This window comes from Microbacterium sp. LWH3-1.2 (assembly GCF_040675855.1).
Taxonomy (GTDB): domain Bacteria; phylum Actinomycetota; class Actinomycetes; order Actinomycetales; family Microbacteriaceae; genus Microbacterium.
Window position 1 is genome coordinate 1,669,046 of the sequence record NZ_JBEGIK010000001.1, and the last position, 16,680, is coordinate 1,685,725.

At 68.9% G+C, this 16,680-nt stretch carries 15 protein-coding genes and 1 tRNA gene; 12 read left to right on the forward strand and 4 right to left on the reverse strand.

Annotated features, from left to right (window positions below; all coding sequences use genetic code 11):
- Positions 1 to 11 precede the first annotated feature (11 nt).
- The gene (locus tag MRBLWH3_RS07740) at positions 12 to 398 is read left to right on the forward strand and encodes a potassium channel family protein (RefSeq protein ID WP_363430228.1); all 387 of its coding nucleotides are present in this window, start codon (positions 12 to 14) and stop codon (positions 396 to 398) included.
- A complete protein-coding gene (locus MRBLWH3_RS07745; RefSeq protein ID WP_363430230.1) occupies positions 391 to 693 on the forward strand; it encodes a hypothetical protein in 303 nt (100 codons plus the stop codon). The genes MRBLWH3_RS07740 and MRBLWH3_RS07745 overlap by 8 nt, the downstream gene beginning before the upstream one ends.
- 236 nt (positions 694 to 929) lie before the next feature.
- Here the strand turns inward: MRBLWH3_RS07745 and MRBLWH3_RS07750 are convergent, their stop codons facing one another.
- The 4 genes from MRBLWH3_RS07750 to MRBLWH3_RS07765 form a co-directional block, all read right to left on the reverse strand.
- Entirely contained in the window at positions 930 to 1,841 is a 912-nt protein-coding gene (locus MRBLWH3_RS07750; protein ID WP_363430232.1) for an HAD family hydrolase, read from the reverse strand.
- A gap of 315 nt (positions 1,842 to 2,156) precedes the next feature.
- Positions 2,157 to 2,232 (reverse strand) — tRNA-Met (locus tag MRBLWH3_RS07755).
- A gap of 116 nt (positions 2,233 to 2,348) precedes the next feature.
- On the reverse strand, positions 2,349 to 2,879 hold the full coding sequence (locus MRBLWH3_RS07760) for a hypothetical protein (RefSeq protein ID WP_363430234.1): 531 nt from the start codon (positions 2,877 to 2,879) through the stop codon (positions 2,349 to 2,351).
- Entirely contained in the window at positions 2,876 to 3,283 is a 408-nt protein-coding gene (locus MRBLWH3_RS07765; RefSeq protein WP_363430236.1) for a DUF4383 domain-containing protein, read from the reverse strand. Before MRBLWH3_RS07765 ends, MRBLWH3_RS07760 begins: the two co-directional genes overlap by 4 nt.
- A gap of 219 nt (positions 3,284 to 3,502) precedes the next feature.
- Here MRBLWH3_RS07765 and MRBLWH3_RS07770 point away from each other — a divergent pair, with 219 nt between their 5' ends.
- From MRBLWH3_RS07770 to MRBLWH3_RS07815, 10 genes are all read left to right on the forward strand, one after another.
- The gene (locus tag MRBLWH3_RS07770; protein ID WP_363435374.1) at positions 3,503 to 4,081 is read left to right on the forward strand and encodes a helix-turn-helix domain-containing protein; all 579 of its coding nucleotides are present in this window, start codon (positions 3,503 to 3,505) and stop codon (positions 4,079 to 4,081) included.
- Positions 4,078 to 4,650 (forward strand): hypothetical protein, encoded by a 573-nt coding sequence (locus tag MRBLWH3_RS07775; RefSeq protein ID WP_363430238.1) that lies wholly within the window; start codon positions 4,078 to 4,080, stop codon positions 4,648 to 4,650. Before MRBLWH3_RS07770 ends, MRBLWH3_RS07775 begins: the two co-directional genes overlap by 4 nt.
- A 163-nt stretch (positions 4,651 to 4,813) precedes the next feature.
- Positions 4,814 to 8,194: a DEAD/DEAH box helicase gene (locus MRBLWH3_RS07780; protein ID WP_363430240.1), complete on the forward strand. Its 3,381-nt coding sequence runs from the start codon at positions 4,814 to 4,816 to the stop codon at positions 8,192 to 8,194.
- 215 nt (positions 8,195 to 8,409) lie between these two features.
- Positions 8,410 to 9,426: a LacI family DNA-binding transcriptional regulator gene (locus MRBLWH3_RS07785; protein ID WP_363430242.1), complete on the forward strand. Its 1,017-nt coding sequence runs from the start codon at positions 8,410 to 8,412 to the stop codon at positions 9,424 to 9,426.
- Positions 9,427 to 9,491: 65 nt separating this feature from the next.
- Positions 9,492 to 11,162, forward strand: a complete 1,671-nt coding sequence (locus MRBLWH3_RS07790; protein ID WP_363430244.1) for an ABC transporter substrate-binding protein — start codon at positions 9,492 to 9,494, stop codon at positions 11,160 to 11,162.
- A gap of 62 nt (positions 11,163 to 11,224) precedes the next feature.
- Entirely contained in the window at positions 11,225 to 12,202 is a 978-nt protein-coding gene (locus MRBLWH3_RS07795; RefSeq protein WP_363430246.1) for an ABC transporter permease, read from the forward strand.
- Positions 12,203 to 12,243: 41 nt separating this feature from the next.
- Positions 12,244 to 13,227 carry an ABC transporter permease gene (locus MRBLWH3_RS07800; RefSeq protein WP_363430248.1) on the forward strand — a complete coding sequence of 328 codons (984 nt, stop codon included), beginning with the start codon at positions 12,244 to 12,246 and terminating at the stop codon, positions 13,225 to 13,227.
- Positions 13,224 to 14,141, forward strand: a complete 918-nt coding sequence (locus MRBLWH3_RS07805; RefSeq protein ID WP_363430250.1) for an ABC transporter ATP-binding protein — start codon at positions 13,224 to 13,226, stop codon at positions 14,139 to 14,141. The genes MRBLWH3_RS07800 and MRBLWH3_RS07805 overlap by 4 nt, the downstream gene beginning before the upstream one ends.
- Positions 14,138 to 15,172, forward strand: a complete 1,035-nt coding sequence (locus MRBLWH3_RS07810; protein WP_363430252.1) for an ATP-binding cassette domain-containing protein — start codon at positions 14,138 to 14,140, stop codon at positions 15,170 to 15,172. The genes MRBLWH3_RS07805 and MRBLWH3_RS07810 overlap by 4 nt, the downstream gene beginning before the upstream one ends.
- The gene (locus MRBLWH3_RS07815; protein WP_363430254.1) at positions 15,169 to 16,662 is read left to right on the forward strand and encodes a glycoside hydrolase family 32 protein; all 1,494 of its coding nucleotides are present in this window, start codon (positions 15,169 to 15,171) and stop codon (positions 16,660 to 16,662) included. The genes MRBLWH3_RS07810 and MRBLWH3_RS07815 overlap by 4 nt, the downstream gene beginning before the upstream one ends.
- Positions 16,663 to 16,680: the final 18 nt, after the last annotated feature.

Here is a 16,680-nt window from a genome sequence, read left to right on the forward strand (position 1 = left end):
TCAAGGCAGTGATGGAATCTCCGCATCCGGCCGTGCGCGCGATCGAGTCTCTTGCGGGGTTCGGTGCGCTGTTCCTGAGTCTGTTCGCCGCCTCCTATTACGTCGTGGCCGGGGCCGATCCCCGCAGCTTCAGCGATCCGCTCACGCGGACGGACGCGCTTCACTTCACCCTCACTGTCGTCAGCACCGTCGGATTCGGCGACATCGCGGCGGTCAGCCAGGTCGCGCTTATCGCGGTGATGGCACAGATGATCCTCAACATCATCCTTCTCGGGCTCGGGGTTCGCGTTCTCACGAGGGCGGTGCACCTGGGGGTGGCCAAGCGCCAGCAAGAGCGACCTTCACCCGACGGAACGGCGTCGGCGCCCCCTGCACAGAATGGAGACAGTGATGGCTGAGCCGACCTCACCCGGAGGAGAATCTCCTCGAACGAAGCTGACCGACGACGCGGGGTCGGACGCTGTGATGATGCGTGCGCACACGCCGCCGATCGGCTATCGGCTGATTCTGCGGGGCGAACTGGGTGACCAGTACGCGAGCCTCTTCGATGGGATGCACATCACACGTGAATCGGGGACTACGGTCCTATCCGGGCGGGTGCGCGACCAATCGCACCTGGCAGGGATTCTCGAGAGCGCGCAGGAACTGGGGCTGGAGATCATCTCGCTGAGTCAATGGGACGCGGAGCCCTAGACGCAGATGCGGGAGCACTCGGCCTCGGCTTGGATCTGACGGGCGGTGTTGTGGCGCCCTGCCCACACCACGCGGAAACGGACTGACCGAGCGCTGCTCAGACCCTCATCGGCGCCATGCAGACCAGCGCGCGGAGCGCTTCAGTCCACATCAGGTGATCTTGCCGTCGATTCCGATGACGTCCATCAGCCGCCGACCAAGAGTCATATCGACCTTCCGCTCCGAAGCTCCATGTGTCAGAAGATTGTGGCGAAGTCGTTCTTCATGCTGACCACGGTCCAGCCGTTCTCGGATGCCGTGTTGAGCGCGCGTTCGGCGCCGCTGGTGTACGCGAACTCCCGGTCGGCATCGTCGTGCTGCAGGAGAATCCGCAGCGACGGCCGACCGGCGTGCGGCCTGTACTGCAGCATTGGGATGTCGCCATTCGAGTTGCCGCCGGCTACGAGAGGGCGCCGCCCGAATCGGTTCCAGATCTGGATGGGCTTCTGCGGGCCGTCGTCGAGGAAGCCGAATTGAGTCTTCCGGGCGACCCGACCGCCGTCTGCGTCCGTGTACGTCAGTGGCGAGAGCGTGCCGACGACACGCCCGGACGGGATGCCGAATGCCTCGGAGCTGATCGGGCGCATGAAGTCAGACCCGCTGCCGGACACAATAAGGGTCTCGAAGCCGTTGGCCTCGAGGTAGCGCAGCAGTTCGAGCATGGGCACGTAGGTGAGGCTGCTGAGCGCTCGGTTCAGGGTGGGGTGTGTGGTGCCCCGCAGGAACGTGCCCGACCGGGACTGGAACTCCTCGACGTCCATACCCGCGAACGCGTCGCCGATGCCGCCGAGCAGGATCTTCGCCCCGGTGTCGTCGCCGGCGTAGTGATCGGTGATGACCCTGCCGAGCCACGCGTTGTCGTGCTCATACGCCGCCTTCCACGGCTGGCGATCGCGCAGGGTGGCGTCGGACTCGGCCATCTCGGCCAGCCGGGAAAGGATGAACTCGGCCTCAGCAGGTACCGGCTGCTCGCACCAAAGGGTGCCGTCGGCGTCGAAGACGGCGACACGCTCCTCTGCGGGCACGTTGGAAGAGACGACCTCCTCGACGAAGGCGACGATGGCCGCCTTGCTCGCCCCCTCTTTCCAGTGGGCCAGATACTCGCTCATGTCTCATGCCTTTCTCGGTGACGCTCAGCCGTGGATCGGGCGTCAGGGCCTGTCCTCATCAGATCGCATTCCGGGCACGGCCGAACCCCCTATCCGCGGATCTCGCCTAGGGGATTGCACCGTGCGGCGATTGGGCAGCGGGCCACCGCTGTGGTGAGCGAAGTCCCACGTCTTCTTCCAGGACGTCGTTGATCTATGGCCAGCGGCGAGAACAGGTGCCAGAGGGGTGTGGGCAAAATGTGGGCAAGACCACTTTCGCGCTACACGTGAAGGGCCGCGATCCCTTGTGAACACTGGGATCGCGGCCCTTCGAAGTGGACGCGACGGCGGGAGTCGAACCCGCAACGCTACCGGGTATGAACCGGAGCCCGGGACCGCCCGGATCGCCGCGATGACTCCACGCTAGACGCCGCCCGCACGGGTCGCCTGGGAATGTCGGAGCGTGTCGCGCGATGACAGAATGCGACGCGGCCCGAGCCGCTCGGCGAGCGGTGGCCGAGGCATCCGTCAGTGTCCGTCGTGGGTGATGACGGGGAGCACGGTGCCGTCGGCGTCGAGGAGCGCGGCGCTCTGGCAGACGCCGAGCGCGGGCACCACGGCGATCGTGACCATCGCCGCTGCGCCGACCAAGCCCCACAGACTCGGCCGAGGAGACGGATGCCGCGTGCCGTGCACGATCCCGCACGCCACGGTGACGCCGAGCCCCAGCAGCAGTGCCACCGCCAGGATGCTCGCGCGCCCCGGCGCGGTCGCGAGCAGCGCTACTGCAGCGCCTATCGCGAGGAACATGCCGGCGACGGCAGCGCGCGGGGTCGGCGTCCGGTTGAGGGAGAGACTCGCGGTACCCCACCCCAGCACCCCCAATCCGATCGCCACCAACAGCCCCCCGATAACCCGCGAGAGCGTGTCGGCCTGCACGGCGACGATCGCCGCGGCGCCGAGCGCGACGGCGACGAGCCCGAAGCCCCACGAGGCGACCGGCACCCACGACGGGGCGCGGCGGACACGCCCCGTCGTGGACTCCTGAACCATGGTCACGCCGTCGCGACCTGCGAGGAGCGCTCGGCGGCCAGTCCGACGCCGAGCAGCACGATGGCGCTCGCGAGGTGGAGGAAGTGGTCGGGTGCGTTGAGCGCGAGGATGTTCGCCGGCGTGCCGACGAGGAAGAAGCCGACGACACCCAGCAGAAGGTACGCGGCGCCGACCGTGATGTTCACGATCTTGGCCGGACGCGCACCGGCGATGCCGGCGATCAGCAGCGCCGCCCCGATGAGCAGGTGCGCGACGTTGTGCAGCGGGTTGACCTCGAAGACGCCCAGGAGCAGCCCGCCCTCGGTGGCGATGAAGCTGATGGGGCCGGTGACGAAGAACCCGAGGAGGCCGACGAGGAGGTAGACGGCGCCGAAGACCGTGGCGACGATGCGATTCGGTGACGAGCCCATGAGAGACCTCTCTTTCCCAGCGGCGATCTGCCGTGCTGTGAGGGTTGTTCGGGGCAGGTGGGGAAACGGATGGGTTGTCGCAGGACGAGGTTGCTCGGAGGTTGGGGGCGTTTCGACTCGCTCGTTACTCCCTCGCTCGACGACGCGAAGAAGGACGGTATGGAAAACAGAGCGTATGATTAGGTAAACCGAGTCATGCAATGGTGAAAGGTGGGTGACATGACGACGATCAGTACTGCCGTGCGATCGGCTCGCCGCTCCCGCAAGCTCACTCAGCGTGATCTCGCCGCGCGTGCGGGCCTCTCGCAGAGTCGCGTTGCGCTCGCCGAGCGCGGACACGAAGATCCGCGTTTCGGCACCGCGAGTCGGCTCCTGAGCAGCGCCGGCTATCGCCTGTATGCGGCACCGACGACGCGTGACGATGTTGCGACGATCGCGGCCGCCATCGGTGATGCCCTTGAGCAGGATCAGCTGCAGCTTGCGTTCCGCTACTTCGTGCAGCTCAACGACAACCTCGTTGCCGAGCGGGGGCTTCTTCGCGGTGTTCTCGCGGTCGCGACGCCGGAGCTCACCGGCTCACGCACCTGGGATGCGGCGATTGCCGCGCTCGTGGCCTACCGACTCAACGAACAGCGTGTACCGCTTCCCGAGTGGGTCGCGGAGCCGGAGCGCCGCCTCGCGCGTGCGCGGCCGCTGGTCGTCGACGAAGCAGACCCAGTGCCGACGCGGGCGGACGCGCCACCCGAGTTTCTTGACCACGGCGTCCTCGTCTGGGCCGACAGCCTGGAGAGCGTGTGATTCTGCTCGACCGGGCCGGCCTCATTGCCGGCCTTCGGGACCTGGTTGCCGAACTCTACGCCGCAGGGCAGCCGGTCGGGCTTCGGGTGGTCGGCGGGGGAGCGCTCGTTCTGCGGCACTTCGACCGTCGCACGACGGCCGATCTCGACGCCGTGGATGTTCGACCCGGCGATGAGGCTTCGGTGCTCGCAGCGGCTGAGCGCGTCGCTGGGCGCCGCGGCTGGCAGCAGGACTGGCTCAATTTCAAGGCGAGCGGGCTCGTGCCCTGGTTCGGCCGTGAGATCCGATGGGAGACGATCTACTCGGACGACCTCGTGACGATCGAGGTCGCGCCCGTGGACGCCCTGCTTGCGATGAAGCTCAAGGCGAGCCGGCCGGGTAGAGACACCGACGACATTCGTCAACTCCTGGCGGCGTGCGGTATCGGCACCGTCGGAGAGGCTGAGACGCTCTTCGAGGAGTTCTTCCCTGGAGACACGCTTTCGGATCGTGCGTACGCGATGGTCGAGCGCATCCTCGCGTCGGGCCTGCCCGAGGCGCCCGACGCGCAGCCTCCCATCGCTCTGTGAGCTGCATCCGCGGGTTGCGCGTCGGCTCGAGGCGTTTCGACTCGCTCGCTCCTCGCTCGCTCAACGAGCGGGGGTGGGATGTTTCGACCCGCTCGCTCCTCGCTCGCTCAACGAACGAACATCGGGCAGGGGTGTCCGCCCGCACCGGTACGCTGGCCCGGACATGGGGGAGCACGTGAAGCCGGCGGGGGAGCCTCGACGGCTGTCGAACTATGGCGAGGGTGCCGACCTGCTGGTGGCGCTGACCGGTGCCATCGCCGGCGCCCGCACTCGCGTGTGGGTCAAGGTGCCGTGGTGGGATGCTTCGCCCGTGGCGAGGGGCCTGCTCGACGCGCTGCTCGCGGCCCACCGGCGGGGCGTCGACGTCAAAGTTCTCCTGAGACCCGAGGGGTCGAACGACGCTGTGGTCCGCGAACTCCGAAGCGCCGACGTCGCTCTCATCCCGGTCCGGTACATCCACGAGAAGGAGGTCCTCTCCGACGACGTCGCGATCACGCACTCCATGAACTTCACGGCCGCCGAGATCGCCCGCAACCAGAACTCCGGGTTCCTGCACACCGATCCCGCGATGGTCGACGCCGTCGAGGCCGGCTTCACCTCGCTCATCGACAATGCGAACGCGGTCGCACACGGCGACGAGGCCTGGAGCGCAGCATCCACTCTCATCCCACCCGCCCTGCAGAAGTACCTCGACAGGTTCGATCGGCTGAACCCGCTGCAATCGAAGGCGGTGCCGGCGGTGCTGTCGACGAGCGGGCACGTGATGGTCGTCGCGCCGACGAGCTCCGGCAAGACGCTGATCGGCGAGGTCGCGGCGCTGCGGTCCATCGTGTCGGACGGCAAGCCGGCGGTGTGGCTGCTGCCCGCCCGGGCGCTCGCCGCCGAAGTCGCTGAGATCGCGCGGCGGTGGAACGCGCACGGCATCCGCACCATCGAACTGACCGGCGAGACGAACATGTCGAGCGACGCGGTGCGGCAGGCGCAGCTGTGGGTGGCGACCACTGAGAAGTTCGAGGCGCTGTACCGGCGGGCGTCGCTGAAGGACGTCATCGGACGCATCGGATGCCTCATCATCGACGAAGTCCACCTCGTAGGGGACCCGACCCGGGGCGCGACGCTCGAGTCGCTCATCGCACGGCTGCGGGTCGCCGAGGGGCGCACCCGGATCGTCGCGCTGTCGGCGACGGTGTCGAACGCGGAAGAACTGGCGGCGTGGTTCCACGCCGACCTCGTGCGCTCGGCCTGGAGGCCGACAGTGCTGACGACGCAGCTGGTGCCGTACGACGCGCCGACCCACGGCAAGCGGGAGCAGTACGAATCCGCGAAGGACGAGATGGTCGTGCCGCTCCTGCGGAGCCTGGTCGGCGGCGGCCTCGGCACCGCGCCAGGCGACGAGGGTGCAGCATCCAGTGCCGTCGTGTTCTGCGGGAGCAAGGCGGCCGTCCTGCGCACCGCGGCGCGCGCCGCCGGGGTGCCGTTTCACGGCGTCGAGCTCGACGCGCTCGTGGAGGCGTGCTTTCGCCGGGGTGTCGGCATCCATTTCCGTGATGCACCCCGCGCGAATCGTGCGCTGGACGCGTTTCGCTCACGGCAGCTGCGCGTGCTCGTCGCCACGTCGGGGCTGTCGACGGGGGTGAACACGCCCGCGAAGTTCGTGATCATCCGCGACCTCGAACTCGGGATGACGCCGCTCGAGGTGAGCCAGGCCCAGCAGATGTTCGGGCGCGCCGGGCGGGCGGGGCAAGAGCCCGAGGGCTTCGGATTCATGCTGGTGCCGCGCGCCGAAGAGGGCGTGTGGAAGCTGAAACTCAGCGACGGGTACGCGGCAGACAGTCGCATCACTGCGGCGTTGGGCGACGCGGTGCTCGCGGAGCTGCTGCTCGGCTCGGTGGTCGACCGCGAGACCGCGAAGTCGTGGTTCGAGCAGACGCTCGCGTTCGGGCAGAACCGCTCGGCCGTCGATCTGGATGCAGTGGTCGACGAGTTGCTGCGCCGCGGGTTCGCGACCGAGGTCGACGGCCGGCTTGCTCCGACCGCGATCGGCGTACTGACCTCCCGGCTGATGATCGATGTCGAGTCGGCGGGCGCGTTGCTGTTCGCCCTGAAGTCGCTGCCGGTGCCGGCCACCGCCGACGAAGCCGAGGAGCTGGTGCTGCAGACGGTCGCGACCGCCGTCGCGTCGCTGCGCGAGCGCCCCGTCAACGAGCGCACCTACACCGACTACGTCGACCAGCTGCTGTCGCGGGGCTGGTCGCCGCGCGTCGTCGCCCGCGCCGGCGAGTGGTTCGGCGCGCGCGTCTGCATGGCGGCCGCGCAGCTCGTGCTGCGCGCCCCCGCCCGCACCCGCGAGAACCCGCCGGTGGGCGTGTCGATGGCTGAGCTCCGCCGCGCGGCGGAGGACATGCCTCGATACCTTGCGTGGGTGGCCGCACTCGGCTATGCGGACGCCTCCACCTGGGCCCCCGCCGTCGCCGGCGACCTCGCCCGCCGGCTGACGTGGTGGCACCTCTCGCCGCACCCGGAACGCGGGTCGGGTCGCTTGCTCTGGATGCTGGAACGGATGCTGCAACCCCAGCACCGCCGCGAGCACCTGCCTCCGCTCTGGCGGCGGGCGCGGGCGGCGGGGTTCTCGTCACCCGACGGGATCAACGCACGGCCACGCGGCGTGGACGTGTCGGCCGAGGGCTTCGCCGAGATCGTGGGGGCGCGAGCGGATTTCTCCCTCGCGCCGCTCGTGGATCTCGAGCTGACGTACCGCACGCCGAACACGCAGGCGCGAGTGACCGCGCTGAGCAACACCGGGGTGGGTCGGGCAGTCGCCACGACGCGGCCGGCGGCCGGGCCGATCGACCTCGTGCTGCCGGCGCGGTCGGCCGGCAAGATCGCGGCGGACGTTTTTCTCTACACGCGGGACGGGGACTTCGGGTACGCGAATCTCGTGGCGGACGTTGCGGAGGGCGCGGGGGCGGGCACACCCGTCGAGGAGGCTGCCCGGCTGTTGGGCGACTTGCCTGAGGTTCATTCGGTGCTGAGCCACGCACGCGGAGTGCGGCGACTGTTTCAGGGTGAGCGGAAACGGCTGCTGAGCAGCATCCTTCCGCTCATCGCAGCCGACCCGCGACTGTGGCCGATCGCTCTGGCGTTGTCGGAGCAGCACAGTGAGCCCGACGCGGCGGTGGTCGCGCTGCGCACGAACCTCCGGTCGCTGCTACGGCGGTCGGACCGCACCGACCTGCGGTCGCCGCACGCGGTGCTGCGCTCGCGCGAGGCGTCGGAGGCGGAGGTGCAAGTGACCCTCGCCGCGCTGCTTGCTTCGCTGGGACACGAGGCCGGCGTCGCGACGGCGGACGGGCATCCGCTCGCGGTGGTGCAGGTGGGAGAGCGGTGGGCGCTCGCCGGGCCGCTGCACGCGCAGCCGGGCCGGATCGAACCGCTGATTCCGGGCGTGCTGCCGCGGCAGATCGAGACCGTGGCGGTGCCCGTTGCGCCGGAGGCGGCGGTGGCAGAGCCGAGGTGCGCGTGGATGGCGGAGTTCGCGCTCTGACGCGGTGGTTCAGAGGGGCGAGCGCGACGGATGCCATGCGCATCCGTGAAGGCCTCTTCGTTTTGCGCGCACTGGGTCTTGCGCACACCGGGTCTTGCGCACAGTGGGTCTTGCGCACAGTGGGTCTTGCACACAGTGGCTAACTCGCGTTAGCATCGCTCTCACCACCAACTCACGCGCGTTAGTTGCTTCGCGCGTCCAACGAAGGACACGACATGTCAGAGACGACCAGGCGCGCGGTGACCATGGCGGACGTCGCCCGTCACGCCGGCGTCTCGCGCTCTGCCGTCTCGTTCGTGCTCAACGACCGGCGCTCGGTCAGCATCGCCGAAGACACGCGTGATCGTGTGCTCGCCGCCGCGGCCGAGCTGGGCTACCGCCCCAACGCGGGCGCCCGCGCGCTCGCGAAGAAGCAGAGCGACTGGTACGGCCTCGTGACCGAGATCGTCACCGCCCCCTTCGCCGTCGACATTATCAAGGGGGCACAGGATCGCGCCCTCGTCGACGAGAAGTATCTGCTCATCGCGTCGACCGAGTCCGATCCGGCCGTCGAGACGGCGGCGATCGAGCGGCTGCTCGAGCAGCGGGTCGAGGGCCTCATCTACGCGGCCACCTGGCACCGCGCGGTCGAGCTGCCCGAGGTCGCGCGCGAGGTGCCGACCGTTCTCGTCAACTGTTTCGACGCGGAAGGCCGCTATCCCGCCGTGGTCCCGGACGAGCGCACCGGTGGGCGCCGCGCGACCGAGCGACTGCTTGCCGCAGGGCACCGGCGCATCGGGTTCATCAATCTGGATCCCGATATCCCCGCCGCCGTCGGCCGGCTCAGCGGCTATCACGAGGTGCTGCAGGAAGCCGGCATCGCCGCCGACGCGAACCTCGAGATCTCGGGACACGCGACCGCTGACGGCGGATATGACGCAGCATCCGCTCTTCTCGATCTCACCGACCCGCCCACCGCCATCTTCTGCGCGAACGACCGCATGGCGATGGGAGCGTACGACGCGATCAAGGAACGCGGTCTGCGCATCCCCCATGATGTCGCCGTCGTCGGATTCGACAACCAGGAGCTCATCGCGGGCTACCTGCGGCCGGGTCTGACGACGGTTGCACTGCCCTTCGAGACGATGGGCGCCCTCGGCGTGGAACTCCTCGCCGGCATGATCGCGGGTCAGTCGACCGGCACGGGAACCGTGACGGTCGACTGCCCGCTCCTCGAACGCGCATCGGTGTGACTGGACATCTCGTCCGACGCGCAGCCCCCTTCGGCTTCAACGAAGAAGAAAGGAACACCCTCATCATGACAGTTCACCGCACAGCGGTGCTGATCGCCGCCGCCCTGGCGGCCACAGCAGCACTCGCCCTCTCCGGCTGCAGCGCCGGCGGAGGCGAACCCGCCGACTCGCTCGATGGCTCGCAGCTGTTGACCATCCCCCGTGAGGACATGGGGACGTTCGACCGAAACTTCAACCCGTTCGCGAACCCCGACTTCCCGATGACCCAGGTGGCCATCTACGAATCGATGCTCGTCTACAACCCCGCCGACGGCTCGACCACCCCGTGGCTGGCGACCGAGTGGGAGGTTGCGCCCGACAGCATGGGCATCACCTACCACCTGCGCGAGGGAGTGAAGTGGTCCGACGGCGAGCCTCTCGTCGCCGATGACGTCGTGGTCTCGTTCGACCTGCAGCGCGAGGTGCGCGGCGGGTTCGACTACATCGAGTCCGTGACGGCGGTCGACCCGCTCACGGTGCAGTTCGACTTCACCGAGCCGTTCTCGCCCGCGCTGCTCGACATCGGTCAGCAGGTCATCGCTCCCGCGCACATCTGGAACGACGTCGACGACCCGACCAAGTTCGCCAACGAAGAGCCCGTGGGCACCGGGCCGTACACCGAGATCACCAACTTCCAGGCGCAGTCGTTCGACCTGGGCAAGAACCCGAACTACTGGCAGCCCGAGAAGCAGCAGATCGAGGGCATCCGCATGCTGGCCTTCGCCGGCAACGACGGCGCGAACCTCGCCGCCGCCAACGGCGACGTCGACTGGGCTCCTCAGTTCATCCCGAACATCGACGAGGCGTACGTCGCGAAGGACCCCGAACACCGGTTCTACTGGTTCCCGACGACCGGATCGATGATCAACTGGCAGTTCAACACCACCAAGGCGCCGTTCGATGACGCGAACGTTCGGAAGGCGCTTTCGATGGCCGTCGACCGCGAGCAGGTCACCGAGATCGGCATGCAGGGCTACACGCACCCCGCCGACTGCACCGGTCTGTCGGGTTCGTACGATGCGTGGCGAGACGAGGCCGTCGTCGATTCGTGCACGTGGACCGAGCGCGACCTCGAGGGTGCCGGTGAGCTGCTGGATGCCGCAGGCATCACGCTCGGTGCCGATGGCAAGCGCGTTCTGCCCGATGGGTCGCCGTTCGTCTTCGATTTCTCGGTCGGCTCGACCTCGAGCGACTGGGTGTCGGTCGGCAACGTCATCTCGCAGAACCTCGCCGAGCTGGGCGTGACCGTGACGGTCGCGGCGAAGGACTGGGGTGACGTCGTCGCCTCGTACGAGAACGGCACCTTCGACTCCGGGATCGTGTGGAGCGCCAACGCCCCCACGCCGTACCAGTTCTACCGCGGCGTGATGTCGACCGAGACGGTCAAGCCGGTCGGTGAGCAGTCGTTCGACAACTACCACCGCTACGGCACCCCGGAGGCCGACGCGCTGCTCGCGCAGTTCGCCGCGAGCTCCGACGAGGCCCAGCAGCAGTCGATCATGAACGATCTTCAGGCTCTGTTCGCCGAAGTGGCCCCGGTGGCGACGCTGTTCCCCGGACCGGAGTTCGGCGCCGCCAGCACCCTGCGCTTCACGGGCTGGCCGACGGAGGACGACCCGTACGCACCCCTGGGGGGCGTGCGTTCGCGCACCGCCGTGCTGATCCTGACCAGCCTCGAACCGGTCGTCGCCGACTGACACATCGCGTCGTCCTGCTGCGCCGCCGGTGCGGCGCAGCAGGACGACCGTGGAGACGCATCATGGGCTACATACTGCGACGGCTCGGGTTCTACCTCGTCGCGTTCTGGGTGTCGATCACCCTCAACTTCTTCCTTCCGCGGTTCATGCCGGGAGACCCGGTGTCGCGCATGGTCGCCCGGCTGCAGGGGCAGATCCGCCCCGACCAGATCGAAGCGCTGCGCGAGTCGTTCGGCCTGAGCGACGCCCCGCTGTGGGAGCAGTACCTGCGCTACCTCGGGCAGATCTTCTCCGGAGACCTGGGATTCTCGATCTCGCGGTTCCCGACACCGGTGGTCGACGTGATCTCGAGCGTGCTCGGCTGGACACTGCTGCTCGGCTTCGTGTCGCTGATCGTCGCCGTCGTCATCGGCAACGTGCTCGGCATCCTGGCGGCCTGGCGCCGTGGCGGCATCCTCGACTCCGTCGTGCCGCCCGTGCTGATCTTCATCGGCTCGTTCCCCTACTTCTGGCTCGCGATGGGGCTGCTGTACCTCTTCGGGGTCACGCTCCAGGCCTTCCCGCTGCGGCACGCGTACGCGGTGGGCACCGTGCCCGAGTTCTCGCTCGCCTTCGTCGGCGACGTCGCCTATCACCTGATCCTGCCCGCGACGTCGATCGTGCTCGTCTCGATCGGCGGCTGGATGCTCGGCATGCGCAACACGATGATCGCCACGAACGCCGAGGACTACATCGTCATGGCCGAGGCGAAGGGTCTGCGCCCGAACCGCGTCATGATGCAGTACGCGGCCCGCAACGCGCTGCTGCCGTCGGTGACGGCATTCGGCATGTCGCTCGGCTTCGTGGTCGGAGGCGCGCTGCTCACCGAGGTCGTCTTCGCCTACCCGGGCGTCGGCTACACGCTGCTCGCCGCAGTGCAGAACCTCGACTACCCCCTCATGCAGGGGCTCTTCCTCACGATCACCACGGCCGTGCTGATCGCGAACTTCCTGGTCGACATCGTGTACGTGCGCCTCGATCCGCGCGTGCGCGTGAGCTGAACGGAGGGTGCGACATGTCACTCGCGCAAGATCCTCGCGTCATGGCCGAGCTCGATCTCGGCTCGCCTCCCGCCCCCGACGGTCAGGTCGTCGCGGCACCGCCCCCTCGCCGCCGACGCGGCGGGGGAGGGCTCCTGCGAGGACTCCTCGGCAACGGGAAGTCCCTCTCGGGCGTCGTCATCCTGGTGCTCTTCGCGCTCATGGCGATCTTCGCCCCGGTCATCGCGCCGGGCGACCCGACTCTGATCCAGGGCATCGGCTCTCAGCCGCCGTCCGTCGAGCACTGGCTCGGCACGACCGCGAAGGGACAGGACGTCTTCGCGCTGAACGTGTGGGGCGCGCGCTCGTCGCTGTTCGTCGGCTTCACGGTCGGAATCGCCGCCACCTTCGTCGGCCTCCTCGTCGGTCTCGCGTCGGCCTACCTCGGCCGCACGATCGACAACCTCCTGTCGCTGGTGACCAACGTGTTCCTGCTGCTTCCCGGGCTGCCGCTGCTGGTCATCCTCGCCGCGTTCCTGCCGCAGGGCCTCGGCACCGTCATCCTGGTGCTCGTCATCACAGGCTGGGCCGGATCCGCCCGCGTGCTGCGCTCGCAGGCGATGTCGATCCGCGGCAAGGATTTCGTCTCCGCCGCCCAGGTCACCGGTGAGGGCGGGGTGCGGATCATGTTCCGCGAGATGCTGCCCAACATGGCGTCGATCGTCATGAGCACGTTCCTCGCGTGCGTCATCTTCGGCATCGGCGCCCAGGCGGGTCTGGAGTTCCTCGGGCTCGGCGACATCAGCACCGTCAGCTGGGGCACCAACCTCTACTGGGCGAGCAATGACGGCGCCCTCTTGACGGGCGCCTGGTGGGTCTTCGTGCCTCCCGGCGTATGCATCGCGCTCGTCGCCTTCGCGCTGGCGCTGGTCAACTACGGCGTCGACGAGACGACGAATCCGCGTCTGCGTCGGCCGCGCCGCCGGACCACCCCCGACGCGCCGACGCGTGTCGCCGCGCGCACGCGGAAGGAGGTGGCACGATGACCGCTCCGCTCCTCGAGGTCCACGACCTGTCGGTCGAGTACGTCACCGAAGCCCGGACGGTGCGCGCTGTCGATCGCGTGTCGTTCTCGATCGCCGAACGCGAGGTGTTCGGTCTGGCCGGCGAGTCCGGCTGCGGCAAGTCCACGATCGCCAACGCGATCCTGCGGCTGCTGCGCGACCCCGCGCTCATCTCGGGCGGCTCGATCCGCTTCGCCGGCACCGATGTCCTGGCGCTCAGCGCCGAACAGCTGCGGGACTTCCGCTGGCGCCAGGTGGCGATGGTGTTCCAGAGCGCGATGAACTCCCTCAACCCCGTGATGACCATCGGGGACCAGATCGCCGACATCTTCACCACGCACGAAGGCGCGTCGCGCAAGAGCGCACTGGCACGCGCGGGCGAGCTGCTCGATCTCGTCGGCATCCCCCGCGAGCGGCTGAAATCGTACCCGCACCAGCTGTCGGGCGGGATGCGGCAGCGCGTGGTCATCGCGATGGCGACGGCGCTGCGACCGCCGCTGCTCATCATGGACGAGCCGACCACGGCGCTCGACGTGGTGGTGCAGCAGGAGATCATGGCGCAGATCAAGGACCTGCAGCGCGAGCTGGGGTTCGCGATCCTCTTCATCACCCACGACATGTCGCTCATGGTCGAGCTGTCGGACCGCATGGCCGTGATGTACGCGGGACGCTTCGTCGAGACCGCGCGAGCCGGAGAGATCTTCGCCGCGCCGCAGCATCCGTACACCCGCGCTCTGATGAACGCCTTCCCGCCCATGTCGGGTCCCCGGGCACGACTGCAGGGGCTGGGCGAAGGCGTGCGGTTCCGCGACATCCCCGACCTCGAACAGGTCGGCCCCACGCACTGGGTCGCACCGAGCGACGGCGCATCCCTCATGACGGAGACGATCTCATGACCGCACACGACACCCCCGTGCTCTCGGCGCGCGGACTCGAGAAGACCTTCACCATCGGCGGGACGCTCTCCCGCAAGCGGGTGCGCGCCCTCGGCGGCGTCGACCTCGACATCGCGCACGGCGAGATCGTCGCGCTGGTCGGCGAGTCCGGGAGCGGCAAGTCCACCCTCGCCCGGTGCCTGGCGCGTCTGGAGCAGCCGTCGGCGGGCACGTTCCTCTTCGAGGGCGAAGACATCATGGCGACCTCGAAGCGACGGGCGACCCGGGAGTACCGCTCGGCGGTGCAGATGATCTTCCAAGACCCCTTCGGCTCGCTGAACCCGGTGCACCGGGTCGGCCACTTCCTCGAGCGTCCGCTGCGCATCCACGGCGCCGCGTCCGGGCGCGCCGCCATGGACGAGGCCAAGCGGCGACTGATGCAGAAGGTCGGCCTTCCCGCCGAGATGCTCGAACGCTATCCGCACGAGCTCTCCGGCGGTCAGCGCCAGCGCATCGCCATCGCCCGCGCGCTCGCCGTGAACCCGCGGCTGATCCTGGCCGATGAGCCCACGTCGATGCTCGACGTGTCGGTACGGATCGGGGTGCTCAACCTCATGCGCACGCTCTGCGAGGAGCAGGGCATCTCGATGCTCTACATCACGCACGATCTCGCCTCGGCGCGCTACCTCGCCGACCGCATCGTCGTCATGTTCGCGGGCGAGTTCGTCGAGGGCGGTGACGCGATGGAGCTCCTGGCGAACCCGCAGCACCCGTACACGCGACTGCTGATCTCGGCAGTCCCCGACCCCCGGCGCACCGAGCCGTTCGACCCGGTCGAACGCGCTCGCCTCCGCCGTCAGGTGCTGACGCCGACTCGGTGCGCGCTGGCCCACACCGCCGCCGAGCCGTGCTCCGACGCGAGACCGGTCTTCCATCACGTCAGCGAACAGCCCGAGCACTGGGTGCGGTGCGGGCTCTACGCTCCACCCTCCGACGCGCCCGGCACCGCCCTGGAACTGTCCGACGACCTCGAAGAGAGCCCCGCCGCATGACCGCGACATCCACGTCCACGCTCGTCCCGGCCGAGCTGATCGCGCGCGCCGCCGCTGATCCGCACCGCCCGGCCTACCATTTCACCGCGCCGGCGGGATGGCTGAACGATCCCAACGGCCTGACCCAGCGAGACGGCGAGTACCACCTCTTCTACCAGTTCAATCCGTACGCGCCGCTGCACCACCGCATCCACTGGGGGCACGCCGTCAGCACCGACCTCGTGCACTGGCGCGATCTGCCGATCGCGCTGACCCCGAGCGACGGCCCCGACGTCGACGGATGCTGGTCCGGCGTGATCGTGTACGACGGCGACACCCCCACGATCGTGTACTCCGGTCGACACGGTGAGAAAGAACTGCCGTGCGTGGCGACTGGTTCCCCAGATCTGGTCGAGTGGACGAAGGTCGCCGAGAATCCCGTGATCGCGGCGCCCCCGGCGGCTGTCGAGGTCACTGCCTTCCGCGACCACTGCGTGTGGCGCGAAGGCGAGACCTGGCGTCAGCTGATCGGCTCCGGCATCCGGGGCCGCGGAGGAACGGCGTTCCTGTACGAGTCCACGGACCTGCGCGAGTGGGCCTATGTCGGGCCCCTGGTGGTCGGCGACAGCACGGTGGGCGATGCGGGCGACCCCGACTGGACCGGCACCATGTGGGAGTGCGTCGACCTGTTCCGGATCGGCATGGAGGATGCCGCGCACCGCGACATCCTCGTCTTCTCGGCGTGGGACGACGGCGTCACCCACCACCCGCTCTACTGGTCCGGCCGGTACGAGGGCGACCGCTTCACGCCGGCCGCGCTGCATCGGCTCGATCTGGGCGGACGCTACTTCTACGCGCCGCAGTCGATGCGCGACGAGTCGGGCAGGCGCCTCCTGTTCGGCTGGCTGCAGGAGGGGCGACCCGACAGCGCCGCCGTCGCGGCGGGGTGGTCGGGCGTCATGTCGCTGCCGCGCGTGGTGACGGCGGCGCCGGACGGATCCCTCCGTCAGGCGCCGGCTCCCGAGGTCGACGCGCTGCGCAACGAGCAGATGGTGGCGTTCTCGTCGGTGCTCAGCGCCGAGCCGCTGGAGGTCGTCCGCGGGGACGAGCTCGATCTCGAGCTGCGGCTCACGATTCCCGACTCCGGCGCCGTCACGATCGCGCTGCGCGCCACCGACGACGACGCCGAGCGTACGGTGCTGCACCTGAGGCGGCACGGCGATCGCGCTGAGCTGGCGCTCGACCGCACGCGGTCGAGCCTGGATCCGGTGGTCGACACTAGTCCGCGCGCGGGAGAGGTGCCCGTGGACGCCGACGGGGCCGTCGACGTGCGGATCCTCGTGGACCATTCGGCGCTCGAGGTGTTCGCGGGCGGAGTCCCGCTGACCGCGCGCGTGTACCCGACCCGTCCGGACGCCCTCGGCATCCGCCTGTCCGGGGACGGCGTCCCGGCGCGGCTGCGTGCCTGGTCCATGCACTCGGTCGCACGCGACGCGGCAGGCAGCGCGTGACCGTCGTCCCGGGGCTGC